Origin of the sequence: Rhizobium sp. 862_C5_N1_2, assembly GCF_051811205.1 — a bacterium.
GTDB lineage: Bacteria > Pseudomonadota > Alphaproteobacteria > Rhizobiales > Rhizobiaceae > Rhizobium > Rhizobium leguminosarum.
In genome coordinates, this window is record NZ_JBPWPT010000001.1 from 2,721,895 (window position 1) to 2,745,160 (window position 23,266).

Sequence of the window (23,266 nt, forward strand, 5' to 3'; positions counted from 1 at the left end):
CCTAAGCGAGAATGGCTTTACAGAGAAATGACATGACCCAGCGATTGAACTACGCCCAGCAGTCCCCCGAGCTTTTCAAGAAGTTCATGGAATTCAGCATGGCTCTGCGCAGCAGCGTGATCGACGAGAAGCTGCAGGCCCTCGTCGAAATCCGCGCCTCGCAGATCAATGGATGCGGCTTTTGCCTCGACATGCATGTCAAGCAGGCAAAGATCCACGGCGAGACCGAACTGCGTCTCTATCACGTCGCCATCTGGCGGGAATCGAACCTATTCGTTCCCCGCGAGCGTGCAGCCCTTGCCTGGACCGAAGCGCTGACGAACCTTCCCGAGGGCGGCATTCCAGACGAGATTTACGAACGGGTTCGCGGCCAGCTTTCCGAGAAGGAAATCTCGGACCTGACCTTTGTCGTCATGGCCATCAATGCCTGGAACCGTGTCAATGTCGGTTTCAAGACCGTGCCCGGCACGGCCGACAAGGCCTACGGCCTCGATAAGGCCGGCCTGAACTAAACCGCGCAATTCCTTGAGAAGATTCACCTTGGACGCTGCCGCACCCCGGCGGCGAACGGAGATCCATTATGAAAATCGTTGTCATCGGCGGAACCGGCCTCATCGGTTCGAAGACTGTCGAACGCCTGCGCAAGCGCGGACATGACGTGATTGCCGCATCGCCGAACTCCGGCGTCAACACAATCACCGGGGAAGGATTGGCGGAGGCGCTCTCAGGCGCCGAAGTTGTGCTCGACCTCGCCAATTCGCCCTCCTTCGAAGACAAGGCCGTGCTCGAATTCTTCGAGACCTCGGGCCGCAATCTTCTCGCCGCCGAAAAACTCGCCGGCGTCAGGCACCATATCGCCCTCTCCGTCGTCGGCACCGAGCGTCTGCAGGAAAGCGGCTATTTCCGCGGCAAGCTCGCTCAGGAAAAGCTGATCAAGGCATCGGGCATTCCCTATACCATCGTGCATTCGACGCAGTTCATGGAATTCCTCGGCGGCATCGCCCAATCGGGGACGGTCGGCCAGACGGTCCGCCTGTCGCCGGCCTATGTGCAGCCCATCGTTTCCGACGACGTCGCCGATGTCATGGCGGATGTGGCTCTCGCACCGCCCGCCAATGCGACGATCGAGATATCAGGTCCGGAACGGGCGCGCCTCAGCGAACTCGTCGCCCGGTATCTGAAGGCCATGAAAGATTCGCGCACCGTCGAGGCCGATGCCGAGGCGAAATATTTCGGCGCGAGACTCAACGATCAGTCGCTCGTTTCCGACAACAACCCGCGGCTCGGCTCGATCACCTTCGAGCAGTGGTTCGCAAAGTCCGCCCAACCAAAGTGATCCGACTTGCCCTGAGGACGCGGCCACTCGGGCGCATCCTGCCCCAACCCTGCAACCATGGAGATTCCGATGATCAGAACATCATTCCTCGCCGGTGCGCTCGCCCTTCTGGCAGCCACGGGCGCTAGCGCCGATGAGGGCAGCAAAGCTGCCAAGGTGACGCTCGTCTATGAACACGAACTTCCAAACGTACCGGGCAAGAGCATCAAGGGCGTGCTGGTCGAGTACGGCCCAGGCGGCTTCTCCGAAGGCCACACCCATCCCGATACGGCCTTCATCTACGCCACCGTGCTCGAAGGAGCGATCCGCAGCCAGGTCAACGACGGCCCCGTCAAGGTCTATCATGCCGGAGAGAGCTTCTCCGAAATGCCGGGCGACCGCCATGGTGTCAGCGCCAACGGCAGCAAAACGAAGCCAGCCCGCTTGCTCGCCGTCTTTGTCGTCGATACCAAGCAGAAAGAGTTGACCTATCCGCTCAAGAAGTGATGATCCGCATTACAGCGCCGCGCGTCTTTCAGACGCGCAAAGGACGCTGTAACATTTTCAACCCTCGCATCGTGCTTTCCAAAAACCGGTTCCGATTTTCGGGCCGATGCGATACCGCCTGCGCAAGCCCCGATGCTTGCGCGGGCGGTCTAGATGCTGAATCATGGGCGGCTCGCCCCATTCCGGAGACAGAGAGATGATTGACGACGCGCTCTTCGGTAAACCTCTGATATCCCTCATTACGATAGGTTTGGCCGGTATCGTCGTCTGGCATCTTCTCTCCCGCCAACGGCCGACGACGCGACTGGTGGTGCAAATCCTCTTCTTCGCGATGATGACGTTGATCCTCGTCGTCAGCGGCATCGAACCACACCGGTTTCAAGGATATGAGTCCGAGGATCCGCAGGCTTTGCTCGTCATCGTCGCGAAATCGCTCTGGTGGATCCATCTGGCATGGGCCGTCATCGGTTTCATCAGGCTGTATCTGGTGCTGGAGGGCAGTCCGCGAGAGGCCCGCCTGCTCCAGGATCTCGTCATCGGCGTCGTCTATATCGGCATGGCCCTGTCAGTTCTGGCCTTCGTCTTCGGCGTGCCGATCGGCACGCTCGTCGCGACCTCGGGCGTCGTCGCCATTATTCTCGGCCTGGCGCTCCAGAACACGCTCGCCGACGTCTTCTCCGGCATCGCGCTGACGCTCGGCCGGCCCTACATCATCGGCGACTGGATCCTTCTCAGCGACGGTACGGAGGGGCGCGTCGTCGAAAGCAACTGGCGCGCGACACACATCCTGACCAGCGCAAACAATGTTGTCGTTCTGCCGAACAGTTTTCTGGCAAAGCTCGGCCTCACGAATGTAAGCCGGCCGGACGAGACCCATCTCCTGGTCCTCACTATCCGCATCGCTCCGACGCGGATGCCGGCATCGGTCCGCCAAGTCATGGCAACGGCGCTGGCGAGCTGCAATTCGATCGTGCGCGAGCCGCCGCCGGTCGTGGCGCTCAAGGGGCTGGATGCCACGGCGCTGGAGGTCGAGCTGCAGTTCCGGGTGACGAGCCCGAGCCAACGGGTGCCGGCACGAAACGAGGTGCTCGATCTCGTCTATCGTCAGTGCAAATCGGCCGGCCTGCTTTTGGCTGTTCCGGCCGCGGCCTCAGTCCTGACGGGCGATCTGCCGACCGAAGAAAGCGCACGGCCGCCCCGTGTAACGCCGCTCGAACTGATCGAGGCCATTCCGATCTTTGCGACGCTGACATCAGATGAAAAGCAGAAACTCGCCGAGACCACGGCCGTGCGGGAATTCCGCAAGGGCGATGTCCTCGTGCGGGAGGGCGAAATGCTCCCGTCGCTGATGATGGTGCGGGCGGGCATCATCGCGGCGCGGCACGGAGATGAGGAGCGCGGGCGCCTCGCGCCGGGTGATTTTTTCGGAGAGACCGGCCTGCTCGCCGGCATGCAGGAAGCCTGCACCCTGGAAGCTCTGACCTCCGTGACCGCGTATGAAATCGATCAAGAGGCCTTCGCGCCGCTGCTAAGCGAACGCCCCGCGCTGGCGGAAGAAGTCGCCGACCATCTCGCCAGCCGCGCCGAGCGTTTCCGCAACGGCGCCTCCTTGCCCCCGGAACATGCCCGCAGTGCGCATGCCATCCTGAAGACCATCAGGACCATCTTCAAGGCGTAGAGATCGGCACCCCCGCTCAGCCGGCGCGCTTGAGCACCCATTCGAACGTGCTGCGCCAAATGTCGGCCGGCACTTCCTCGGACAAGGTGCCGACCAGATCGGAAAGCCGGACGCGCCTCAGCGTATCCCGCCAGGCCTCGTCGGCCTCCCACATGATGCGCGCGACCGCGCATGGCTTGCTGTCGCAGTATCCTTCCGGCCGGCAGGGATTGTTCGCCCGGATGTTCGTACAGGTGAAGCTGCGGGCCTTCCCCTCGACCGCCTCGACAATCTCGAGAAAATTGATATCCGAGGGGGTCTTGGCAAGCCTGTAGCCGCCACTCGGGCCGAGGGTGGTCTCGACAAGCGATGCCTGCGAAAGGCTTTGCAGTGCTTTGGAGAGATATTCCTTCGGCAGACCATGAAGCTCGGCGAGCGCCTTGGTGGAAAGATACCTGCCCTCCGGCAGGCCCGCGAGAATGGCGCAGCAGTGAAGCGCCCACTCGACCTGGCTTTTCAGGATCATTTAGCAACTCGTGTGATGGCTGGCTCTGCCAATTGAATTAAGGACATATCATATCCGAAAACCGGCACGATGTAAATGAGCTGCAAAAGCAGTGTGTTGTTGCCTGAACGGCGATGCGGGCTCCGATCTCCCCTCAGCCCGCGTTCTCATCCTCTCCCCGCGCCTGCTCATTTTCAATTCCGGCGATCAGCTTGCGCAGCAGCGCAGCGAGCGCCTCGCGCTCCTTTCCGTCAAGAGCCTGCAGAAAAGAAGCTTCGCTCGCCATGTCGGTGCGGAAAGCCTGTTCGGCGAGTGCCGCACCCGCTTCGCTCAATGCCACCAGCACGCTGCGCCCATCGCGTGGTGATTTCTCCCGGCGGATCAGCCCCGCCTTCTCCAGCCGGTCAAGCCTGTGGGTCAGGCCTCCCGAGGAGATCATCAGCGCCGAATACATCTCCGTCGGCGTCAGCCGGTAAGGCGTTCCGGAACGGCGAAGCGTTGCAATCACGTCGAATTCGCCACGGTCGAGGCCAAAATCGGCAAAGGTCGCCTCGATGCTGGGGCGCACCAGGTTCGACAACCGAAAGGCCCGCCCCAGGATCGCCATCGGCTCCGTGTCGAGGTCCGGCAGTTCCACCGCCCATTGCCGGCGCAGCCGGTCGACATGGTCATCCCCGGGGCGGTCCTCGTCCCCCGGGCGGTCGCGGTCCCGTTCAGTTCCATTCATCATTCTCTGCCTCATATCACCACAAACGAGACATACACCTTCCACCCGAGTCACGGAAGATATCTTGACAAGAAGATAGTTTTAAGAATATATCTTCTCGCGAAGATAGTTTTGTGTTCATAGACAGAACGAGCGGGAGGCACGTGATGTTCAGGATTCTTCGCCACCAGGAAGTGCGACCCAATCAGAGCCGCACTGTCCGCTTCGAAGGCCGCGACTATGGCGGCGAGATATCGCTCTTCCTCGTCGACAACGAGCCCGGCCAGGGGCCCGACCTGCACGTCCATCCCTATTCCGAGACATGGGCGGTCAGGAAGGGCGAAGCCGAGTTCACCGTAGGCGACGCCAAAACCCGCGCCTTTCCAGGCGATATCGTCGTAGTAGCCGCCAACATTCCCCACCGTTTCGAGAATGTCGGCACCGGACGGCTCGAAATCGTCTGCATTCATGCCAGCGATACGATCGTGCAGGAGTTTGTGTGAGAAGAAACCGTCGCCCCGAATGGGGAAGGAAGAGGAGGAAACTGCCATGCCCAAGATGATCTTCGTGAACCTGCCGGTGAAAGACCTTGCTGCTGCCACCCGCTTCTATGAAGCGATCGGGTGCAGCAAGAATGAACAGTTCAGCGATCGCCAGGCGTCGAACATGGTCTGGTCCGAGGCGATTATCTTCCACTTGCTGACGCGCGATTTCTTCGCGAGCTTCACGCCAAAACCTGTTGCCGAAGCGCAGAAGGCAAGCGAGGTGCTGATCGCGCTGACGATGGACAGCCGTGAAGATGTGGACGCCATCGTCGAGGCGGCCGGAGTGGCCGGCGGCAAGGCCGATCCGCGCGCGCCGACGGACATGGGCTGGCTCTATAATCGCGCCTTCGAGGATCCCGATGGCCATATATTCGAAGCAGTGTGGGTCGACATGGCGGCGGCGGCCGCCACTGGAGAATAGCCGGCAAGGCGCCGGGCGCGATGTGCGCGACGAAACCGCCTTCGGCCCACCACGCCCGCCATCAAAACTTTTCCGACGCTATGGAATAAAACCGCCTCGCCTCGTGTCTCATCTCAGGTATCGCAAGACTGCGTGCCCAATCTGAGGAGAGACACCATGAAATCCGTGAAATTTCTGTCCGTCGTGGCGGCTGCCACCTTTGCCGCGACCGCTGCTCTCGCCGCGCCTCCTGTCAAAACAGTCGAATCCGAAAAGGGCAAGGTGCTTGCCGGCGAAAACGGCATGACGCTCTACACCTTCAAGAAGGACGTCAAGGGCGTTTCCAATTGCAACGACGACTGCGCCAAGAACTGGCCGCCGCTGATGGCCGCTGGTGATGCCAAGGCCGATGGTGCATATTCGATCGTCGATCGCAAGGATGGCACGAAACAATGGGCCAAGGACGGCATGCCGCTCTATTTCTGGGTCAAGGACAAGAAGGCCGGCGACATCACCGGCGATGGCGTCGGCGGCAACTGGGATCTTGCCAAACCTTGATCGCGAAGACCCCGATCACAAGAAAGCTGCCGGCGTGAAAACACCCGCACCCGAAACCTTCGAGGGCCAGATCCTGGCCCTCCTGCCCTCGCTCAGGCGCTATTCGCGCAGCCTGACACGCTCGGATACCGATGGCGAGGATCTGCTCCAGGATTGCGTCGAGAAGGTTCTCACGCGCCGCGGCCAATGGCGCGGCCTCAACCTGCGCGGCTGGGTCCTGACCATCATGACCAATCTCTACCGCAACGGCCGACGCGGCAAGGCGCGCGACGGCCTCGTCGAGCTTGACGCCGCAGAGGATCTGGCCGCGTCCGAACCGCCGGCCGATCCGCTGGAGCGCGCCCGCCTGGATGATGCGCTGAACAGCCTTTCAGAGGAGCACCGCGCCGTGCTGATGCTCGTGGTCATCGAAGGATACACCTATGGCGAGGTCGCCGCCGCGCTCGATATCCCGATCGGCACCGTCATGTCCCGCCTGTCACGCGCCCGCCGGCGCGTCGCCGAGCGATTGAAGGCCGACAACATCATTACGCTTCGGAGACCGAAATGAACGAGACCAATCCGAGCGTCACCGAAGCCGACCTCCACGCCTATGCCGACGGCCAACTGCCGGAAACGGCGCGCGCCCGCATCGAGGCCTTCCTGGCCGACAATCCCGACGAGGCGGCGATGCTCGCCGAATGGCAGGCGCAGAATGGGGCCATCCGGTCGCTGTTTGCCGGTTATGAGAAGGCGAAGGACACCGATCGTCTGCTCGTCGCCCCACCGCGCGCCGTCTCATCGGGGCCGAAACGCTGGGCGATCGCCGCATCAGCCCTCCTCGTCTTCACGCTCGGCGCCCTCAGCGGCCATTATGGCCCGGCACTTCTGGAAAAGCCGGAGCTGCAGCTTGCCGGCTCCGAAACCCTGCCGAAACAGGCTGAGACCGCCTTCACGGTCTATGCCGCCGAGGTTCGCCACCCCGTCGAGGTCTTCGCCGACGAGGAGGCTCATCTTGCCACGTGGCTCGGCAAGCGTCTGGCAATCCAGAATCTCAAGATCCCGAACCTGCAGCCGCTCGGCTTCAAGCTGGTTGGCGGCCGCTTGCTGCCGGTCGATGGCCGGCCAGGCGCCATGTTCATGTACGAGAACCAGGCTGGCGAGCGCCTGACTGTCCTGGTTGGCCGCAACACGGAAAATAGCACGACGAGCTTCCGCTTCGCCTCATCAGGCAATATCGAGACCTTTTACTGGATCGACGGCGAACTCGGTTATGCCGTCACCGGCGAAATCTCCCGCGAGACGCTGCGGGAGGTAGCAGAAGAGTGCTACAAGCAATTCCCGTCGTGAGGATCAGCGTGAGGGATCGTTGCCGAGCTCGATCGGCCGGCCGTGCGGCGTCGCTTCCGCCGCCCGCTGCCAACTCTGTTGCAGTGCCTGGATCGTATCCGCATCGGCGATGCCGCGGTTGACGATGAGGTCCGAGAGAGCAGCCACCCAGCAGTCAAAATAGTCGCTGCCATCTTCGGCCCGGCCAGGCTTGTGCAGTTGCGCGGAAAGCGTTTCAGCCCATTCGCTCCAACTGAAGAGGCCTTTTGCGTGCAGGTGCACGGTCATGGCAAAAGCTTCCGCCGCCCACGGCTCGGGAAAAACCGGCTCGCCCTTCGGCGACCTCGGCAGCCCGGACGATTGCATCAGCGGCGATGTCTCATGCCGGCTCAAGATAGCCCTCCCAGGCATCGATCGACACCGTCAGCGTTGGATCGGCATCCTCGCCCCAGATCTCCGCACCGTCGAAAACGACCGTATAGAGCCATTGCGGGTTCTCGCCCTTGCCATGCGCATTGTCGTCGGGAAAGACGAACGAACCCTGCACCGCCTCGACCACACCGGTCCTGGCGCGGGCATAACGCGGCAGGCGCGTATGCGTCGCCGGATTGAAGTTCTTCGTCCTCACCGTCTCACCGACCACGAAGAGCGGCGCGGTCTCGACAGGACGATCACAAGGCCCACCCTTGGCCAGCACGGTGGGCACCATGTCCGCCTTCAGCACCCGCTTTGGCACGCGCCGTCCTGCAGCTTCCGCCCCGAAAGCAGCTCCTCACGCGTCGCAAAGCCGTGCCGTTCGAGCAGCTTGTCGATGCCGCGGATCCAGATCTCGTAATAGCTGGCGGCGAGGTAATCGGCCGGCGGAATATTCTCGCGCGCATGCCGGCTTTCATCGATCGTCCATGCGCCGAAAGCGCCGCAGGAAAGCGTGATGCCGAGTGCCCGCTTTTCCCATTCGGCATGGAAATAGGGCTCGTCCTTCTCAGGCGCGACAGGCCCGAAGCCCATCTGCCCGCCGAGATCGTGCGGTCCGTTCATGCGAGAGCCTCCGGGCTGCGGGCAATGGCCGTGCCGATCATCGCATCGCGGCTGACGAGATCGGCAAGCAACTGCTCATCCATGCCTTCCGTACCTTCGGGCCGCTCCGGGATGACGAGATAACGCAACTCTGCCGTCGAATCCCACACGCGGACCTTCTGGTTCTCCGGTAGCGTCAGCCCGAATTCGGCCAGCACGCCGCGCGGATCGATGACGGCGCGCGAGCGATAGGCCGGCGCCTTGTACCAGACCGGCGGCAGGCCGAGCACCGACCAGGGATAACAGGAGCAAAGCGTGCACACGACGAGGTTATGGGTCTCGGCCGTGTTGAAGACGGCACGCATGTGCTCGCCCTGCCGACCGGTGTAACCGAGGCTTGATATCGCCGCCGTCGCATCGCGCTTCAGCCAGTCGGCGAAATCGGCATCGCTCCAAGCCCTGGCGACGACATGGGCGCCGTTTCTCGGTCCCACCTTGGTCTCGTAGGTATCGACGATCGCATCGATCGCCGCCGGATCGATCAGCCCCTTCTCCGTCAGCAGCGTTTCCAACGCCTTCACGCGCGCCTGCATGTCGGAATAATGATTGTCATGATCGTGCCCATGGGCGTGCTCATCTGCGTGAGCGTGGTCGTCGTCATGGTCGTGCAAAGCGATGCCCTCCCGAAACTGCCCGCTCTTTCTAACATATGCCGCAGGCCCGCCAAGCCCTTCTATTTCTCATGCGCTTTTCCGCTAATCTCCTGCCATGAACATCCTGATTCTCGGCGCAACCGGCTTCATAGGCTCCGTCGTCGCGGCCCGGCTCGTTGCCGACGGCCACGTCGTAACCGGGCTCGGCCGCAATCCCGTACGTGCCCGTTTGAAACAGCCGGCGATCGACTGGCGGCGCGCAGATCTATCGCGCATGACGAAACCCGCGGATTGGGACGATATCCTCAAGGAACAGCATGTCGTCGTCAATTGCGCCGGCGCCCTGCAGGACGGCATGTCGGACGATCTGGCGGCCACCCAGGCAGCGGCGATGCTGGCGCTCTATGCTGCAGCAAAGTGCTCGTCGCGCCCGCTCATCGTGCAGATATCGGCAAGGACGGCAGGAGCGGCCGGCGACCTTCCCTTTCTCGCCACGAAGCGCCGCGCCGACGAGGCGCTCGGGGCAAGCGGCCTGCCTTACCTCATCCTGCGCCCTGCCCTCGTGCTCGGCCGCAATGCCCATGGCGGCTCGGCGCTGCTGCGGGCGCTTGCCGCCTTTCCCCTGGTGCTGCCCCTGGTCCATGCCGAAAGCCCGGTCGAAACACTCTCGGTGGACGATGTGGCGGAAGCCGTGTCGCGGGCAGTCTCCGGCGGCCTTCCTTCAAAGTATATCGATCTCGCCGCCAATGAAGTCCTGACGCTCGCCGATCTCGTCCGCTTGCACCGGCAATGGCTGGGCCTGCCGCCCGCCCGCGTGTTTTCTCTTGCCCCCTGGCTGGCCAGGCCGGTGACGTGGTTCGCCGATCTATCGGGCCTGCTCGGCTGGCGTTCGCCGTTGCGCTCGACAGCGCTGACAGTGATGTCGGAAGGCGTGCGAAGCTCGAAATCAGGAAGCCGCCTTGCTGCGACATCCGCGGCCGCAGCGCTCTCGGCCAATCCCTCCGGCGTCCAGGATCTCTGGTTTGCCAGGCTCTATCTCCTGAAGCCACTCGTCATATCGGGCCTATCCGTCTTCTGGCTGCTGTCCGGTCTGATCCCGCTGCTGGCACTGGAGAAGACGTCTGCTCGCTTCTTGCCGTTCATGCCTGAGGCCTCGGCAACGGCGCTGACGCTTGCGACCTGCCTGACCGACGTCGTCCTCGGTGCCGCCGTCCTTGTCCGTCCCCTGGCGAAACGCGCCCTTCTCGGCATGCTGGCCGTATCGCTCGCCTATCTCGCCGGCGCCAGCCTACTCGAACCCGCGCTGTGACTTGATCCGCTCGGGGTCCTCGTCAAGGTGCTGCCGTCGATCCTGTTGACGCTCGTAGCCCTTGCCACCCTGGATGAACGCTGATGCTTGAAGAATGGCTACTGCTCGCCCATGTCATTGGCGCGACCGTACTCTTCGGCACCGGCGCCGGCATCGCCTTCTTCATGGTGATGGCGCACCGGACGCGCGATCCCAGACTGATTGCGCATGTCGCCGGCACCGTCGTCATCGCCGACACGATCTTCACCGCGACCGCGGCCATCCTCCAGCCGGTGACCGGCTATCTGCTGGCCCGATCGATCGGCTGGGACCTGTCGGAGGGCTGGATTGGGCTGTCGCTGCTGCTCTATGTCGTCACCGGCCTGTTCTGGCTGCCGGTCGTCTGGATCCAGATCCGGCTGCGCGACCTCGCCCGCGCCGCAGCAGCGGCGGGAAAAGCCCTGCCGCCAGCCTATTTCAGCCTCTACCGCATCTGGTTTGCTTTCGGATTTCCAGCCTTCTCAGCCGTCCTCGGCATTTTCTGGCTGATGCTGACGAAGCCGGCGATCACTTTATTTTAGCATCGGCCAGAGGCTTAGCACCAAGAGTATCGCCATGCTGATATTGAACCACTTCAACCGCACCGGATCGGAAAGCCATTCCCTCAGCGCCGAGCCGAAGCCTGCCCAGGTCGAAACGCTGGGCACATTGACCGCCGCGAAGGCGAGACCGACGATCAGCACGCTCACGAGGTAGAGTTGCGGACTGGTATAGGTCGCCATCGCCGTGACCGCCATCACCCAGGCTTTCGGATTGACCCACTGGAAGGCAGCCGCCGACAGGAAGGACATCGGCTCGACGCCGCTCCTGCCTTCGCTGAGCGAGCGCGACGAGCCGATCTTCCAGGCGATCCAGACGAGATAGGCGCCGCCCGCAAATTTCAACGCGGTATAGACCACAGGCACCGTGTGCAGCAGCGCGCCGAGCCCAAGGCCGACGCCGATGAGCAGCGAGAAGAAACCGACGCCGATGCCGAACATATGCGGAATCGTCCTGCGGAAGCCGAAATTCACGCCCGATGCGAAGAGCATCATATTGTTCGGCCCCGGCGTGATCGAGGTCGTGAAGGCAAACAGAACGAGAGCGAGAAATGTATCCAGCGGCATGCGACCTCCCGAAGCCAGCTTTTCCGCGGCCTGTTTATTTAGGTCAGCATAACTGTCCTAAACCGCCGATACCATTGCATCATTGTCATGGTGACAGGATTACTTGAAAGATGGCGACCCGGCCCAATCTCTTGCCGACTGCATAATTCCTTAAATCGGCATCGATTTAAGGATAAAATCATGCAGCAATTCAAAGTGCTACAGCGTCCATCTCAAGGACGCGCGGCGCTGTAGGAAGAAACCCATGCAGAACGACCCGATTCCATCGATCACATTTCCGAACGGCACTGAGGTGCCGGCGCTCGGCCAGGGCACCTGGGCCATGGGCGAGGATGCCGGCCATGCCAAGGCCGAGATCGAAAGCCTCAAGGCCGGCATCGATCTCGGCATGACGTTGATCGACACCGCCGAAATGTACGGCGACGGCGGCGCCGAGGAGATCGTCGGTCAGGCGATCAGGGGACGGCGCGACGAGGTCTTCATCGTCAGCAAAGTCTATCCCTGGAATGCCAGCCTGAAAGGCACGGTCGAAGCCTGCGAGCGCAGTCTCGAACGGCTGGGCGCCGACCGCATCGATCTCTATCTGCTGCACTGGCGCGGCAACTATCCGCTCACTGAGACCGTCGCGGCCTTCGAAACGTTGAAGGCATCGGGCAAGATCGGCGCTTGGGGCGTCTCTAACTTCGACACCGATGACATGGAGGAACTGCTTAGAGTGCCCGACGGCGCCAATGTCGCCGCCAACCAGGTGCTCTATAACCTTTCCCGCCGCGGCATCGAATTCGATCTGCTGCCCTGGTGCCAGAGCCGCGGCATTCCCGTCATGGCCTATTCCCCGATCGAACAGGGAAATATCCTGCACCATCCCGAACTGATCCGTATCGCCAAGGCCTATCAGGCGACACCCGCCCAGCTGGCGCTCGCCTTCCTGCTGGAACGCGACGGCGTCATCGTCATCCCGAAGACCTCGAATGCCGAACGCGCGGCAGAAAACCGCGACTGCGTCTCGCTCGATATCACCGACGACGACTGGGATGCCCTCGACGCCACCTTTCCGCCGCCGGCAAGAAAAAAACCGCTGGAGATGCTCTAAGCGAACCCGATGAAATTTCGCCATAAAGCTGAATAAAAACGGTAGTCAGTTATCATCGTGGAATGCGTTACAGGGATGGTTCGTGGCCTAATTCCCATATTGCTGAGCCTTAGCGGCAGCCTCGTCGCGACGGCGCATGCCGACAGCGTAAAGAGAGATAGCTATCGGGTCAGATATGCCCTGTTGCTGGAGAGTGGCCAGAAAATCCTCTCTGAAACAACCTGCAAGCTTCGCGAGAATTGTGTGGTCTACGGCGCCAGTGGTGGCGACATGCAGATCACCATCAATTTGGGCAATGAAAACACCAATCGCGACGACATCCGGATTCACTGCATTTCATACAATTGCGTCTTCGGTGAATATAAGCCGATATTAAGTCCGCAAGAGGAAACGCATTTCCGGATCTATCGCGGCGAAAGGGCCAACGGCCTGGAGATGAGAAATAGGCCGTTAGTCGGCGACCTGATCGTCAAGCATGACTGGATCGATCCGCGCACGTCGCCGGTGAACGAGAAGATTTGAAACGGACGCCGAAACCGGCGTCCGCATGCGAAACGGGCTTACATGCCCGGGCTGTAATCTTTACATGCCCTGCACGCCGCGATTCATCGCCGCGATACCGGTACGGCAGACCTCGATGAGGCCAAGCGGCTTCATGATCGCCACGAACTGATCGATCTTCGACGATTTGCCGGTGATCTCCAGAATGAAGTGACCGACCGTCGCATCCACCACCTTGGCATGGAAGGCATCGGCAAGGCGCAGGGTCTCGGCGCGCATCTCGCCCTCGCCGATCACCTTGATCAGTGCCACTTCGCGCTCGATCGGCCGGTCCTGGCCGAGTTCGCGGGCGCGCACCGTCAGGTCGACGACGCGATGCACCGGCACGATGCGTTCCAGCTGCGCCTTGATCTGTTCCAGCACCTGCGGCGTGCCGCGTGTGACGACGGTGATGCGGGAAAGATGCGCCTGATGCTCGGTCTCAGAGACCGTCAGGCTCTCGATATTGTAGCCGCGGCCGGAAAACAGGCCGATGACCCGGGCAAGAACCCCCGGTTCGTTGTCGACGAGAACCGAAAGCGTGTGGCTTTCGACGGCCGCCGTTTCCGGCGAAATGAAGTAAGCGGAGCCCGTGGGCTGTAGGTGAGCGTTCATGTCCTTGGTCCCTTCCCTTATTAGACGAGCGCGCGGCCCTTGGCGTCGATCGCATTGGCGACCGCTTCGTCGGTGGCCTCGTCCGGCAGCAGCATTTCGTTATGGGCCTTGCCCGAGGGGATCATCGGGAAGCAATTGGCGAGATTGGCGACGCGGCAATCGAAGATGACAGGCTTTCTGACCTCGATCATCTCCAGAATGGTGTCGTCGAGCTGATCCGGCTTTTCGCAGCGCAGGCCGACGGCGCCATAGGCTTCCGCCAGCTTGACGAAGTCAGGCATCGCCTCCGTATAGGAGTTCGACAGGCGGTTGCCGTGCAGCAGCTGCTGCCACTGGCGCACCATGCCCATATACTGGTTATTCATGATGAAGATCTTGATCGGCGCATCGTGCTGGATCGCCGCCGACATTTCCTGGATGCACATCTGGATCGAGGCATCGCCGGCAATGTCGATGACGAGGCTATCGGGATGGGCGATCTGCACGCCGAGTGCGGCCGGCAGGCCGTAGCCCATCGTGCCGAGGCCGCCCGAGGTCATCCAGCGGTTCGGCTGCTCGAAACCGAAGAACTGCGCCGCCCACATCTGGTGCTGGCCGACCTCGGTGGTGATGTAGGTATCGCGGTCCTTGGTGTGGGCGAAGAGCCGCTCCAGCGCATATTGCGGCATGATGACGTCATTGCTCTTCGTATAGGCGAAGGAGTTGCGTGCCCGCCAACGGGCGATATCGGTCCACCAGTCGTCCAGGCGACCCTTTTCCGGCTTCTTCGGCAGCGCCCGCCACAGGCGAACCATGTCTTCGAGGACATGGCCGACATCGCCGCGGATGCCGATATCAACGCGGACATTCTTGTTGATCGAGGATGGATCGATATCGATATGGATCTTCTTCGAGTTCGGCGAAAAGGCATTGAGACGGCCGGTGATGCGGTCATCGAAACGGGCGCCGATGCAGACCATGACGTCGCAGTCATGCATCGCCATGTTGGCCTCGTAGGAGCCGTGCATGCCGAGCATCTTCAGCCAGTTCTTGCCCGAAGCCGGATAGGCGCCGAGGCCCATCAGCGTCGAGGTAATCGGGAAATCGGTGAGCTCGACCAGCTCACGCAGCAGCTTGGAAGCCTCGGGGCCGGAATTGACGACGCCGCCGCCGGAATAGATGACGGGACGGCGCGCATTCGCCATCAGCTCGATCGCCGCATGGATCTGGTTGAGGTCGCCTTGGATCTTCGGCTGGTAGCTCTTCTGGATCGTGTAGTCGGCGGGCGGCGTGTAGGTGCCGGTCGCAAACTGCACGTCCTTCGGAATATCGACGACGACAGGTCCTGGACGGCCGGACTGGGCGATTCGGAAAGCCTCGTGAATGACGGCGGCGAGCTCGTTGACGTCCTTGACCAGCCAGTTGTGCTTGGTGCAGGGCCGGGTGATGCCGACCGTGTCACATTCCTGGAAAGCGTCGGAGCCTATCAGCGAGGTCGGAACCTGGCCGGTCAGGCAGACGAGCGGGATCGAATCCATCAGCGCGTCCTGCAGCGGCGTAACCGCATTGGTGGCGCCCGGACCCGAGGTGACCAGCATGACGCCGACCTTGCCGGTGGAGCGGGCGTAACCTTCGGCCGCATGGCCTGCCCCCTGCTCGTGGCGGACGAGGATGTGCTTGACATCCTCCTGCTGGAAGATCTCGTCGTAGATCGGCAGGACCGCGCCGCCGGGATAGCCGAAGATATGTTCGACACCGTTGTCCTTCAGCGCCTTGAGAACGATCTCCGCTCCCGTCATCCGATTGCCTGCCGCCTGATTGTCCGTGCTCATCTGTCTGTTCCGTTTGATGCTGGGATTGCGTTTGTGGCCGGAAGCCCGAATTTCGGGCATAAAAAAAGGCCCCGGAGGAGCCTGTCATCTAGCGCATGGGTGGCTATCGCCGGATGGTTACACCATCCTGCCCATGCGCTTTCCCACCACGATAAGAGCCGTTGCGATTTTCATGGTCGGAAGTGATAGACAGAAAATTTCGCAGCGTCAACGCATGCCGCAATAAAAAACTCCCGGCTCCCCGCATCCCTAAAATCCATGGCCGGAAGGATTTGTTAAAGGAAGGGCTTTATTCTCGCTTCCCATTGCAGGAGTAGGCCCTTTGCTTAACAACGACTTGCACGCGCCTGGTAAGGCGGGTGAACAGGATCGCCGCGATGGCCATACACCGGGGAACCGCTTTCTCGGCCGCGTCGTTGCATGCAGCGGTTCGCGGGCGACCATCGCCGCCGTCGCCGAACAGGGCGGCACCGATCTGACGGAACTGTGGTCCGTGGGCCGGTTGATTTCGATCAGCGTCGGCCGCAACCGCGTCGTCGCCCTCGTCTATCAGATGAACACCGGCAGCCATGCCTGGGGCGAAGGCGAAGACAATACGTTCAGGATCGAGACGGAACTGCTCGGCGAAGTCCGTGTCGACGAGGACGGGCGCGAGGAATTCTCGACCGGCATCTCGCGTTATCCCTATCTCGGCGCCATCGCCCACCGCATCCGATCCGCCGACCTGATGCGCATCTACGACGCCGGCGAGGGTACGACCGCCGTTATCGGCAAGCTGACGCAGGACGAAAGCATCGATGCGGCGATCCACATCCCCTCAATGCTCTCCAAGCATTTCGCCGTCGTCGGTTCCACCGGAGTCGGCAAGTCGACGGCTGTCTCGCTGCTCCTGCACAAGGCGATCGCGGCGGATCCGAAGCTGCGCGTGCTGATCCTCGATCCGCATAATGAATTCGCGGCCGCCTTTCCCGAGCACGCCGTCACCATCGATACCGATACGCTCGACCTGCCCTTCTGGTTGATGCGGCTCGAGGAATTTGCCGAGGTCGTGTTTCGCGGCCGCCCGCCGGTGCCCGAAGAGCTCGACATGTTGCGCGATATCCTGCCGGAGGCCAAACGCGCCTTCCGCGGCAGCGACAACTCGCTGGTGCGCCGCACGACCGAAAAGAGTTCGATCACCGCCGATACGCCGGTCCCCTACCGTATGGCCGATTTGCTGGCGTTGATCGACGAGCGCATCGGCCGCCTGGAAGGCCGCTCGGAAAAGCCCTTCCTGCGGTCGCTGAAGATGCGCCTCATCGCTGCGATCAACGATCCGCGCTATCACTTCATGTTCTCCAACAACACGATCAGCGACACGATCACCGAAACCATCGCGCAGATCTTCCGCATCCCCGGCGAGAACCGGCCGATCTGCACCTTCCAGCTTGCCGGCATCCCCTCAGAAGTCGTCAATTCGGTCGCTTCCGTGCTCTGCCGCATGGCCTTCGAGGTGGCGCTGTGGAGCGAGGGCGCCATCCACATGCTCGTCGTCTGCGAGGAAGCGCACCGCTACATCCCCTCCGATCCGAGCCTCGGCTTCGTGCCGACGCGCCAGGCGATCGCCCGCATCGCCAAGGAAGGCCGCAAATACGGCGTCTCGCTCGGCATCATCACCCAGCGGCCGGGCGAACTCGACCAGACGATCCTGTCGCAGTGTTCGACGCTCTTTGCCATGCGCCTCGCCAACGACCGAGACCAGGAAATCATCCGCTCGGCCATTCCGAATTCGTCGATCTCGACGACGAGCTTCATCTCCTCGATCGGCAACGGCGAGGCGATCGCTTTCGGCGAGGCGATCAGCGTGCCGATGCGCATGCGCTTTTCCCGCGTCGACGAAAACCTCCTGCCGAAGGCCAGCAGCGCCAACAGCAAGCAGAGCGAGGAAGATCCGGATACGGTCGATCTGCGCAAGATCGTCACCCGCATGCGGGCGGTGACGGTCGGACCCGACATTTCGAATTTTCAGCAGAGCTATGCCGCGTCCGTGGCAAGCTTGGACGAGGCTGATCCGGCCGACGAGGATCTCGACGCCAAGCCGTACGCGCCACCCGCCTCCACCGCTGCGCCGCTCGAAACCTATCGGCGGGAACTGCTGCCGCAAACGCCGCGGCTGGACCCGGCTGCGGTGCCGGCGATCGATCCCCGGTTGGACGCGCTGCGTCGCGAAATGCGCCGCGAGGAGCCGGTCTTTCCCCGGCCGGCACCCGCGACGGATCAGCCTGCGATCTCCCGCCGCGAGCCCGGCACGTCGCTGCGCGAAAGCATTTTGAAAAAACCGCTGAGCAGCCTTTACAACAAGGAATAAGCCTTCCACTCGCTCTCCAGTGCGATCAGAGGCTCGACCGCCGCGAGTACCCGCTGCCGATCCATCGGTCCGAGCGGCAAGAGAGGGCGTGGGAGCTCGGCCTTGGCGAGCGAGAGAAGGTCGATCAGCGTATAGATCACGCGAAGGCTTCCGAACGCCTTGAACGTTTGCCAGAGCGGCTGGAGAAGATCATCGAGCCGACGCACTTCGCCGTCCTCGCCTGCAATCGCGGCCTTGGTCAGGGCAAAAGCGACGCGCGGAAGCAAGCCGCCGATGACGCTGTACCAGGCGTCGGCACCTGAAAGCAGCGCTTCACCAGCGCCCCAGTCGCCGCTATAGCCGATCGCAAGCTTGCTCTTCTCACGCAATGCCGCCAGTTCGCCTGCGAAATCGCCGTCAACTGGCAGAGGCATCTTCACCGCCCTGATCGTCTCGATGTCCGACAGGCGCTGCAGAAGATCCCGGCTGACGGTGAAGTGGGTCGTGCCGGGATTGTTGTAAATGCAAAGCGGCAGCTTCGCCGCCTGCGTGACGGCAAGGAAATGCTGATAGGCCTCCTCCTGAGTAAGCGGCGTGTAGGACACCGGCGCAAGCAGGAGCGCGTCAGCACCAGCGGCCTCGGCATCACTCGCCAGGGCCTGGGCGTGGTCTGTCCTCAGAGCACCGACACCGACGACGATCGGAACACGACCGCGCACGCACTCGACCGCGGCCTCGACGGCTCGCCGTCGCTCCTCACGTGTGAGAAAGGCGTAGATCCCGGTGCTGCCAAGAAGGCCTATCGAAGCGACGCCGGCATCACACAGGCGTTCCAGCAGGCGGCAGAGGGCTTCCGTGTCGACCCGGCCACCCCTATCGGCAGGCGTTGGCGGAAAGGCCGAAAGTCCATGAAACGGAGAAACGACAGACATGATGCGATCCTGAAAAATCGGTCAATGTGAGAACAGAAGACGTGATCCGGCGCCCGCGAAGAAGACGGCGAGACTTCCCTCGATCCACCGCCGCGCACGGGCGTAGCCGCGCACCATCGGGGCCATCGAGAAGAGCACGGCATAGCCGGTAAATATCGAGATCCCGAGCAGCACGCAGCCGCCGAAAGCTGTGACGGCCATCTCCGGTGAAGCGCCGGGCTTGAGGCCGAGAGACATGATCGCGACCCAGGCCAGAACCGCCTTCGGATTGCCGAGATGCATCAGAACGCCGCGACGATAGAGCGCGCCGAGTTGCGCGGCAGGTTGGACGGCCTCGCTTGCCGGCCTATCCGGGGTGGCTGCCGAGCGGGCCGCCCTCCAGGCGAGCCAGAGGAGGTAAAGCCCGCCTGCGACTTTGAGGAACAGCAGCGCATGGGCATAGCGGACCAGGAGTGTGGAAATGCCGGTGACAGCGACCAGCCCCCAGCATGTCGACATCGTTATAACCCCGGCAGCAAGGGCGAGCGCCGGTCGACGCCCTTGCCGCATCGCCACGTTCATGATGGCCATGTTGCTTGGTCCGGGACTGCCTGCAGCGATTGCGTAGGCGATGTAGACGACGAGAAGATCCTGCATTTGCGTTTTTCCAGAAGTTTGCGCCCGCGCACGGCACGACCGCGAAGACGAAGAATGCGCCATCGGGAAGCCGACGATCTGCTTCCTTTTCTTCGAAAATTGGTTCACCATGAAGCGCCATTTTTGAAGAATCTCTATGGACCATTTTGCGATGTCCAAACGGCGCAGCACTATCGAAATCCCATCGCTCAACGCAATCGACCGAACGGACAATGTCGGTCGCCAGCTTGCGCAGGCCCTGCGGAACGCAATCGCCTGCAGTGATCTGAGGCCAGGCGAACGCCTTCCTTCGACGCGTAGCCTTGCAGCTTCGCTGAAGATCGCGCGCGGCACTGTCGTCGAGGTGTTCGATCAGTTGACCGCCGAAGGCTATCTCGAAGCGCGGGTCGGAGCCGGAACCCGTGTTGCCGCTGATCTGATTGACACCACGCCGGCGCCCCCGCCTGCACCGGCGGTGCCGTCTGCCGTGGATGCCGTCGATCTGCCTTCCCAGGCTGCTCGGCTGATCGCCATCGCCCGTGCGCTCACCCCGCACCCGCCCGTTCCCTTTGCCATCGCCGTCCCGGCTTCCGGCATTGCGCCCGACGACAACTGGCGCCGTCTCGGCAACCGCGTGCGCGCGTCGAGACAGGCCGCACCCTCGGGTTACCACGACCCGATGGGTCTGCTCGAACTCAGGCTTGCCATTGCCGACCACGTCCGCCGTGCGCGGGCCGTTCATTGCGAGCCGGAACAGGTCATCGTCACATCAGGCACTCAGCAAGGTCTCTATATGGCGGGGCGGGTCCTTCTCTCGCGTGACGATCCGGTATGGGCCGAGGACCCGGCCTATCCCGGTCTGACGGCAGTGCTCGACGATCTCGGCGTCCGGACGCACCGCCTGCCGGTCGATGCACAGGGAATGAACGTGGAACGCGGCCTCGAGCTATGTCCCCAGGCGCGCGCCGCATTCGTGACCCCTTCGCACCAATATCCGATCGGCATGCCGCTCAGCATGGCCCGACGCAATGCCCTGACAGCCTGGGCCGACCAAAATCGTGCCTGGATCGTCGAGGACGACTACGACAGCGAGCTGCGTTATGCCGGACACCCATTTCCCTCAATGCAGGGATTGCGTCCGTCACGCGTCATCTATCTCGGCACGTTCAGCAAGGTGCTCTTTCCCTCCCTGCGCCTCGGCTACGTCATCGCCCCTCCTCCACTCGCAGAAGCCTTTGCCGGCGCCCGTGCCATTCTCGACCGGCATTCGCCGATCGCCGAACAGCACGTTCTGGCGGCCTACATGCGGGAAGGCTATTTCGAAGCGCATATCCGGCGCATCCGTGGCCTCTATGCCGAACGCCGCGCTGTTCTGCTCTCGGCGCTCGAGCGGGCCTTGCCGGAGGGGTGCTGCGTCCAGCAGAGCGACCAGGGCATGCATATTCTTCTATGGCTGCCCGAGGAGGTCGATGACGTGCAACTCGCAGCCCGTGCCCTGTCGGCCGGCCTTGCCGTGCGCGCGATCTCCCCGATGTATTCCGCGCGGCCGGCACGCCCCGGCCTGATGCTGGGCTTCGGCGGATTTCTGGCGGACCAGCTACAGGCGGCGGTTGGCGAACTCGTCGAACTGTTGAGCCAGCAGATGTCTCAAGCGGGAGGCCCGCAACAAACTGAAACCTAAACTGTCAGCCGTTCCCAGCTATCGTCCATCTGGTTGCGGAACCATGTCATTTGCCGCTTGGCATATTGCCGCGTCGCCGCAGCCCCCTTCTCCAGCACCTCGTCGCGCGTCATCTCACCCCTGACCATCGCCGTAATCTGCGACACGCCGATTGCCTTCATCACAGGCGCCTCGGCCGGCAGGTCGAGCGCAAGCAGCGCCCTTACTTCGTCTTCCGCGCCTTGCTGCAGCATCTTTTCGAAACGCCCGTTGATGCGCTGATGCAGCACCGCCCTATCCGGCAGCACGACGATCTTGCGGGCCTGGGCGGCGTCGATGATCACCGGTCCCGACTGGCCCTGGAAATCGGCGATCGACCGCCCCGTCGCCTTCATCACCTCCAGCGCCCGCACGATCCGCTGCCCATCCTGGCGGTTGAGGCTTGCCGCCATGGCGGGATCGGCCACCGCGAGTTCGGCATAGAGCCCGTCCGTGCCCTCCTCCAGCAGCCGCGACCTGAGTGCCTTCCGCAGGGCCTCCGGTATCTCGGGCATATCTGAGAGACCACCGGTCAACGCCTTGAAATAAAGCCCCGTGCCGCCGACGAAGACCGGCAGCCGCCCTGCGGCCCTGAGCGTCGGCAGCAATGCCGAGACATCCCGTAGCCAGCCGCCTGTGGAATAGGCCGCACCGGCCGGCACGTGGCCGTAGAGATGATGCGGCACGCCCTGCATCTCCTCTTCCGACGGGCGCGCAGTCAGCACCCGCAGCGTGTCGTAGACCTGCATGCTGTCGGCGTTGACGACCACGCCATCATGGCGCTTGGCCAATTCGACGGCGAGCGCGGACTTGCCGCTGGCGGTCGGCCCGGTTATCAGGATCGCGTTCACTGTGCTCAGAAGGTTTTCCATCATGGCCCTCGTTGCCACGCTTGTTGCCAATCCGTCAAATCCCGTGCTGACACCCGAAATCGCCGAGCAGGCGGCCGAGGCCGTGAAAGCTTCCGGTCTCTACTGGCTGGCCGATGGCGTTGCCTGCGACATCGCGCTGCGCGACGGCACCGATGCGCAAGCGGCCGAGGCCAATATCCTTGCCGTCATATCAAACGCACCGATCGATCTCGTCATCCAGGAGCAGGAAACCCGCCGCAAGAAGCTGCTGATCGCCGACATGGATTCGACGATGATCGGCCAGGAATGCATCGATGAACTCGCCGCCGAAGTCGGCCTGAAAGACAAGGTCGCGACCATTACCGCCCGCGCCATGAACGGCGAGATCGCCTTCGAGCCTGCCCTGCGTGAGCGTGTCGCGCTGCTGAAGGGCCTGCCGATATCGGTCGTCGACGAGGTGATCGCCAAGCGCATCACGCTCACCCCGGGCGGCCCGGAACTGCTTGCCACCATGAAGTCGAAAGGCCATTACACCGCGCTTGTCTCCGGCGGCTTCACCGTCTTCACCAGCCGCATCGCCGCCACTCTCGGCTTCGACGAGAACCGCGCCAACACACTGCTCGAAGACGGCGGCATTCTCTCCGGCTTCGTCGCCGAACCAATCCTCGGCAAGCAGGCGAAGGTCGATGCGCTGAACGAGATTTCGGCTCGCCTCGGCATTTCGCCGGAAGAAGCGATCGCCGTTGGTGACGGCGCCAACGATCTCGGCATGTTGCACCTTGCAGGCTCCGGCGTCGCCCTCCACGCCAAGCCGGCAGTCGCTGCCGAAGCGCAGATGCGCATCAACCACGGCGACCTGACCGCACTGCTCTACATCCAGGGCTACCGGAAGACGGATTTCGTGACGGCATGAAGGCGATACCAGCGACATTCCCAATCGGGGCTGATCGCTGGTGGCTCGTACGGAAGGCAACCTCCGTAAACCCGCCAAATAGCCTGTCATCTCCGGGCCGTTAGGCCACCGATTCCGTTTCGAAAGGCCCCCCGGCACACCCTCTCCGCCCTCATTCCTGTGCTCGTCACAGCAAACCAGCCACCGCGCGTCTGCGCGGTGAGTGACTTACGTCAGGAGAGAAGAGTTTTCTGCGCCCAAGGACTT

At 62.4% G+C, this 23,266-nt stretch carries 25 protein-coding genes and 2 pseudogenes; 16 read left to right on the plus strand and 11 right to left on the minus strand.

Annotated elements, in window-relative coordinates; genetic code table 11:
• Nucleotides 1-32 precede the first annotated feature (32 nt).
• From ACD590_RS13755 to ACD590_RS13770, 4 genes are all read left to right on the plus strand, one after another.
• On the plus strand, nt 33-512 hold the full coding sequence (locus ACD590_RS13755) for a carboxymuconolactone decarboxylase family protein (RefSeq protein WP_018242786.1): 480 nt from the start codon (nt 33-35) through the stop codon (nt 510-512).
• Nucleotides 513-580: 68 nt separating this feature from the next.
• Nucleotides 581-1,336, plus strand: coding sequence for an SDR family oxidoreductase (locus ACD590_RS13760; protein WP_018242787.1), 756 nt, complete (start codon nt 581-583; stop codon nt 1,334-1,336).
• 69 nt (nt 1,337-1,405) lie between these two features.
• Nucleotides 1,406-1,822, plus strand: a complete 417-nt coding sequence (locus ACD590_RS13765) for a cupin domain-containing protein (protein ID WP_018242788.1) — start codon at nt 1,406-1,408, stop codon at nt 1,820-1,822.
• A 196-nt stretch (nt 1,823-2,018) separates the two neighbouring features.
• Nucleotides 2,019-3,500: a mechanosensitive ion channel family protein gene (locus ACD590_RS13770; protein ID WP_439002777.1), complete on the plus strand. Its 1,482-nt coding sequence runs from the start codon at nt 2,019-2,021 to the stop codon at nt 3,498-3,500.
• A gap of 16 nt (nt 3,501-3,516) precedes the next feature.
• Here the strand turns inward: ACD590_RS13770 and ACD590_RS13775 are convergent, their stop codons facing one another.
• Both ACD590_RS13775 and ACD590_RS13780 read right to left on the minus strand, forming a co-directional pair.
• A complete protein-coding gene (locus ACD590_RS13775) occupies nt 3,517-4,005 on the minus strand; it encodes an RrF2 family transcriptional regulator (RefSeq protein ID WP_012758212.1) in 489 nt (162 codons plus the stop codon).
• A gap of 133 nt (nt 4,006-4,138) precedes the next feature.
• Nucleotides 4,139-4,714 carry a MarR family winged helix-turn-helix transcriptional regulator gene (locus tag ACD590_RS13780; RefSeq protein ID WP_439002778.1) on the minus strand — a complete coding sequence of 192 codons (576 nt, stop codon included), beginning with the start codon at nt 4,712-4,714 and terminating at the stop codon, nt 4,139-4,141.
• Between the two features lie 143 nt (nt 4,715-4,857).
• On the opposite strand from ACD590_RS13780, the gene ACD590_RS13785 reads away from it, so the two are divergent.
• The 5 genes from ACD590_RS13785 (at nt 4,858) to ACD590_RS13805 (ending at nt 7,522) form a co-directional block, all read left to right on the plus strand.
• The gene (locus ACD590_RS13785; RefSeq protein ID WP_018446499.1) at nt 4,858-5,193 is read left to right on the plus strand and encodes a cupin domain-containing protein; all 336 of its coding nucleotides are present in this window, start codon (nt 4,858-4,860) and stop codon (nt 5,191-5,193) included.
• Between the two features lie 46 nt (nt 5,194-5,239).
• Complete coding sequence (locus ACD590_RS13790; protein WP_439002779.1) at nt 5,240-5,656, plus strand: VOC family protein; 417 nt, start codon at nt 5,240-5,242, stop codon at nt 5,654-5,656.
• Nucleotides 5,657-5,812: 156 nt separating this feature from the next.
• Nucleotides 5,813-6,193, plus strand: coding sequence for a COG4315 family predicted lipoprotein (locus ACD590_RS13795; protein WP_028732799.1), 381 nt, complete (start codon nt 5,813-5,815; stop codon nt 6,191-6,193).
• Between the two features lie 34 nt (nt 6,194-6,227).
• On the plus strand, nt 6,228-6,743 hold the full coding sequence (locus tag ACD590_RS13800; RefSeq protein ID WP_026230682.1) for an RNA polymerase sigma factor: 516 nt from the start codon (nt 6,228-6,230) through the stop codon (nt 6,741-6,743).
• A complete protein-coding gene (locus tag ACD590_RS13805; RefSeq protein ID WP_247265001.1) occupies nt 6,740-7,522 on the plus strand; it encodes an anti-sigma factor family protein in 783 nt (260 codons plus the stop codon). The genes ACD590_RS13800 and ACD590_RS13805 overlap by 4 nt, the downstream gene beginning before the upstream one ends.
• A 3-nt stretch (nt 7,523-7,525) precedes the next feature.
• Here the strand turns inward: ACD590_RS13805 and ACD590_RS13810 are convergent, their stop codons facing one another.
• From ACD590_RS13810 to nthA, 3 genes and pseudogenes are all read right to left on the minus strand, one after another.
• On the minus strand, nt 7,526-7,894 hold the full coding sequence (locus tag ACD590_RS13810) for a nitrile hydratase accessory protein (protein ID WP_018242796.1): 369 nt from the start codon (nt 7,892-7,894) through the stop codon (nt 7,526-7,528).
• Nucleotides 7,881-8,539, minus strand: a pseudogene (gene nthB, locus ACD590_RS13815) (nitrile hydratase subunit beta). Before nthB ends, ACD590_RS13810 begins: the two are co-directional and overlap by 14 nt.
• On the minus strand, nt 8,536-9,189 hold the full coding sequence (gene nthA, locus ACD590_RS13820) for a nitrile hydratase subunit alpha (RefSeq protein ID WP_439002780.1): 654 nt from the start codon (nt 9,187-9,189) through the stop codon (nt 8,536-8,538). The pseudogene nthB and the gene nthA overlap by 4 nt, the downstream one beginning before the upstream one ends.
• 97 nt (nt 9,190-9,286) lie before the next feature.
• On the opposite strand from nthA, the pseudogene ACD590_RS13825 reads away from it, so the two are divergent.
• Together ACD590_RS13825 and ACD590_RS13830 are read left to right on the plus strand one after the other, a co-directional pair.
• Nucleotides 9,287-10,564: pseudogene (locus ACD590_RS13825) on the plus strand (SDR family oxidoreductase).
• Nucleotides 10,564-11,040 (plus strand): DUF2269 family protein, encoded by a 477-nt coding sequence (locus tag ACD590_RS13830; protein WP_439002781.1) that lies wholly within the window; start codon nt 10,564-10,566, stop codon nt 11,038-11,040. Before ACD590_RS13825 ends, ACD590_RS13830 begins: the two are co-directional and overlap by 1 nt.
• Here the strand turns inward: ACD590_RS13830 and ACD590_RS13835 are convergent.
• Nucleotides 11,032-11,625 (minus strand): LysE family translocator, encoded by a 594-nt coding sequence (locus ACD590_RS13835; protein WP_439002782.1) that lies wholly within the window; start codon nt 11,623-11,625, stop codon nt 11,032-11,034. The genes ACD590_RS13830 and ACD590_RS13835 overlap by 9 nt on opposite strands.
• 244 nt (nt 11,626-11,869) lie before the next feature.
• Here ACD590_RS13835 and ACD590_RS13840 point away from each other — a divergent pair, with 244 nt between their 5' ends.
• Complete coding sequence (locus ACD590_RS13840; protein ID WP_018242802.1) at nt 11,870-12,718, plus strand: aldo/keto reductase; 849 nt, start codon at nt 11,870-11,872, stop codon at nt 12,716-12,718.
• A gap of 57 nt (nt 12,719-12,775) precedes the next feature.
• A complete protein-coding gene (locus ACD590_RS13845) occupies nt 12,776-13,240 on the plus strand; it encodes a hypothetical protein (protein ID WP_439002783.1) in 465 nt (154 codons plus the stop codon).
• A gap of 60 nt (nt 13,241-13,300) precedes the next feature.
• On the opposite strand, the gene ilvN is transcribed toward ACD590_RS13845, so the two are convergent.
• Together ilvN and ACD590_RS13855 are read right to left on the minus strand one after the other, a co-directional pair.
• The gene (gene ilvN / locus ACD590_RS13850) at nt 13,301-13,873 is read right to left on the minus strand and encodes an acetolactate synthase small subunit (RefSeq protein ID WP_003541288.1); all 573 of its coding nucleotides are present in this window, start codon (nt 13,871-13,873) and stop codon (nt 13,301-13,303) included.
• Between the two features lie 20 nt (nt 13,874-13,893).
• The gene (locus ACD590_RS13855; protein ID WP_018242804.1) at nt 13,894-15,684 is read right to left on the minus strand and encodes an acetolactate synthase 3 large subunit; all 1,791 of its coding nucleotides are present in this window, start codon (nt 15,682-15,684) and stop codon (nt 13,894-13,896) included.
• A gap of 322 nt (nt 15,685-16,006) precedes the next feature.
• Between ACD590_RS13855 and ACD590_RS13860 the strand changes: the two genes are divergently transcribed.
• On the plus strand, nt 16,007-18,031 hold the full coding sequence (locus ACD590_RS13860; RefSeq protein WP_334544628.1) for an ATP-binding protein: 2,025 nt from the start codon (nt 16,007-16,009) through the stop codon (nt 18,029-18,031).
• On the opposite strand, the gene ACD590_RS13865 is transcribed toward ACD590_RS13860, so the two are convergent.
• Nucleotides 18,016-18,942 carry a dihydrodipicolinate synthase family protein gene (locus tag ACD590_RS13865; RefSeq protein WP_439002784.1) on the minus strand — a complete coding sequence of 309 codons (927 nt, stop codon included), beginning with the start codon at nt 18,940-18,942 and terminating at the stop codon, nt 18,016-18,018. The genes ACD590_RS13860 and ACD590_RS13865 overlap by 16 nt on opposite strands.
• 21 nt (nt 18,943-18,963) lie before the next feature.
• Nucleotides 18,964-19,578, minus strand: a complete 615-nt coding sequence (locus ACD590_RS13870; RefSeq protein ID WP_439002785.1) for a LysE family translocator — start codon at nt 19,576-19,578, stop codon at nt 18,964-18,966.
• A gap of 151 nt (nt 19,579-19,729) precedes the next feature.
• Here ACD590_RS13870 and ACD590_RS13875 point away from each other — a divergent pair, with 151 nt between their 5' ends.
• The gene (locus ACD590_RS13875; protein ID WP_439003536.1) at nt 19,730-21,238 is read left to right on the plus strand and encodes a PLP-dependent aminotransferase family protein; all 1,509 of its coding nucleotides are present in this window, start codon (nt 19,730-19,732) and stop codon (nt 21,236-21,238) included.
• On the opposite strand, the gene miaA is transcribed toward ACD590_RS13875, so the two are convergent.
• The gene (gene miaA / locus ACD590_RS13880; protein WP_439002786.1) at nt 21,235-22,131 is read right to left on the minus strand and encodes a tRNA (adenosine(37)-N6)-dimethylallyltransferase MiaA; all 897 of its coding nucleotides are present in this window, start codon (nt 22,129-22,131) and stop codon (nt 21,235-21,237) included. The two genes, ACD590_RS13875 and miaA, sit on opposite strands and share 4 nt — an antisense overlap.
• On the opposite strand from miaA, the gene serB reads away from it, so the two are divergent.
• A complete protein-coding gene (serB, locus tag ACD590_RS13885; RefSeq protein ID WP_439002787.1) occupies nt 22,130-23,020 on the plus strand; it encodes a phosphoserine phosphatase SerB in 891 nt (296 codons plus the stop codon). The genes miaA and serB overlap by 2 nt on opposite strands.
• Nucleotides 23,021-23,266 lie beyond the last annotated feature (246 nt).

What these genes read in the sequence shown, in the direction of transcription:
- ACD590_RS13755 (WP_018242786.1), top strand. Translation starts at nt 33, where the DNA reads ATGACCCAGCGATTGAACTACGCCCAGCAGTCCCCCGAGCTTTTCAAG.
- ACD590_RS13760 (WP_018242787.1), top strand. Translation starts at nt 581, where the DNA reads ATGAAAATCGTTGTCATCGGCGGAACCGGCCTCATCGGTTCGAAGACT.
- ACD590_RS13765 (WP_018242788.1), top strand. Translation starts at nt 1,406, where the DNA reads ATGATCAGAACATCATTCCTCGCCGGTGCGCTCGCCCTTCTGGCAGCC.
- ACD590_RS13770 (WP_439002777.1), top strand. Translation starts at nt 2,019, where the DNA reads ATGATTGACGACGCGCTCTTCGGTAAACCTCTGATATCCCTCATTACG.
- ACD590_RS13775 (WP_012758212.1), bottom strand. Translation starts at nt 4,005, where the DNA reads ATGATCCTGAAAAGCCAGGTCGAGTGGGCGCTTCACTGCTGCGCCATT.
- ACD590_RS13780 (WP_439002778.1), bottom strand. Translation starts at nt 4,714, where the DNA reads ATGATGAATGGAACTGAACGGGACCGCGACCGCCCGGGGGACGAGGAC.
- ACD590_RS13785 (WP_018446499.1), top strand. Translation starts at nt 4,858, where the DNA reads ATGTTCAGGATTCTTCGCCACCAGGAAGTGCGACCCAATCAGAGCCGC.
- ACD590_RS13790 (WP_439002779.1), top strand. Translation starts at nt 5,240, where the DNA reads ATGCCCAAGATGATCTTCGTGAACCTGCCGGTGAAAGACCTTGCTGCT.
- ACD590_RS13795 (WP_028732799.1), top strand. Translation starts at nt 5,813, where the DNA reads ATGAAATCCGTGAAATTTCTGTCCGTCGTGGCGGCTGCCACCTTTGCC.
- ACD590_RS13805 (WP_247265001.1), top strand. Translation starts at nt 6,740, where the DNA reads ATGAACGAGACCAATCCGAGCGTCACCGAAGCCGACCTCCACGCCTAT.
- ACD590_RS13830 (WP_439002781.1), top strand. Translation starts at nt 10,564, where the DNA reads ATGCTTGAAGAATGGCTACTGCTCGCCCATGTCATTGGCGCGACCGTA.
- ACD590_RS13835 (WP_439002782.1), bottom strand. Translation starts at nt 11,625, where the DNA reads ATGCCGCTGGATACATTTCTCGCTCTCGTTCTGTTTGCCTTCACGACC.
- ACD590_RS13840 (WP_018242802.1), top strand. Translation starts at nt 11,870, where the DNA reads ATGCAGAACGACCCGATTCCATCGATCACATTTCCGAACGGCACTGAG.
- ilvN (WP_003541288.1), bottom strand. Translation starts at nt 13,873, where the DNA reads ATGAACGCTCACCTACAGCCCACGGGCTCCGCTTACTTCATTTCGCCG.
- ACD590_RS13855 (WP_018242804.1), bottom strand. Translation starts at nt 15,684, where the DNA reads ATGAGCACGGACAATCAGGCGGCAGGCAATCGGATGACGGGAGCGGAG.
- ACD590_RS13865 (WP_439002784.1), bottom strand. Translation starts at nt 18,942, where the DNA reads ATGTCTGTCGTTTCTCCGTTTCATGGACTTTCGGCCTTTCCGCCAACG.
- ACD590_RS13870 (WP_439002785.1), bottom strand. Translation starts at nt 19,578, where the DNA reads ATGCAGGATCTTCTCGTCGTCTACATCGCCTACGCAATCGCTGCAGGC.
- ACD590_RS13875 (WP_439003536.1), top strand. Translation starts at nt 19,730, where the DNA reads ATGTCCAAACGGCGCAGCACTATCGAAATCCCATCGCTCAACGCAATC.
- serB (WP_439002787.1), top strand. Translation starts at nt 22,130, where the DNA reads ATGGCCCTCGTTGCCACGCTTGTTGCCAATCCGTCAAATCCCGTGCTG.
- miaA (WP_439002786.1), bottom strand. Translation starts at nt 22,131, where the DNA reads ATGATGGAAAACCTTCTGAGCACAGTGAACGCGATCCTGATAACCGGG.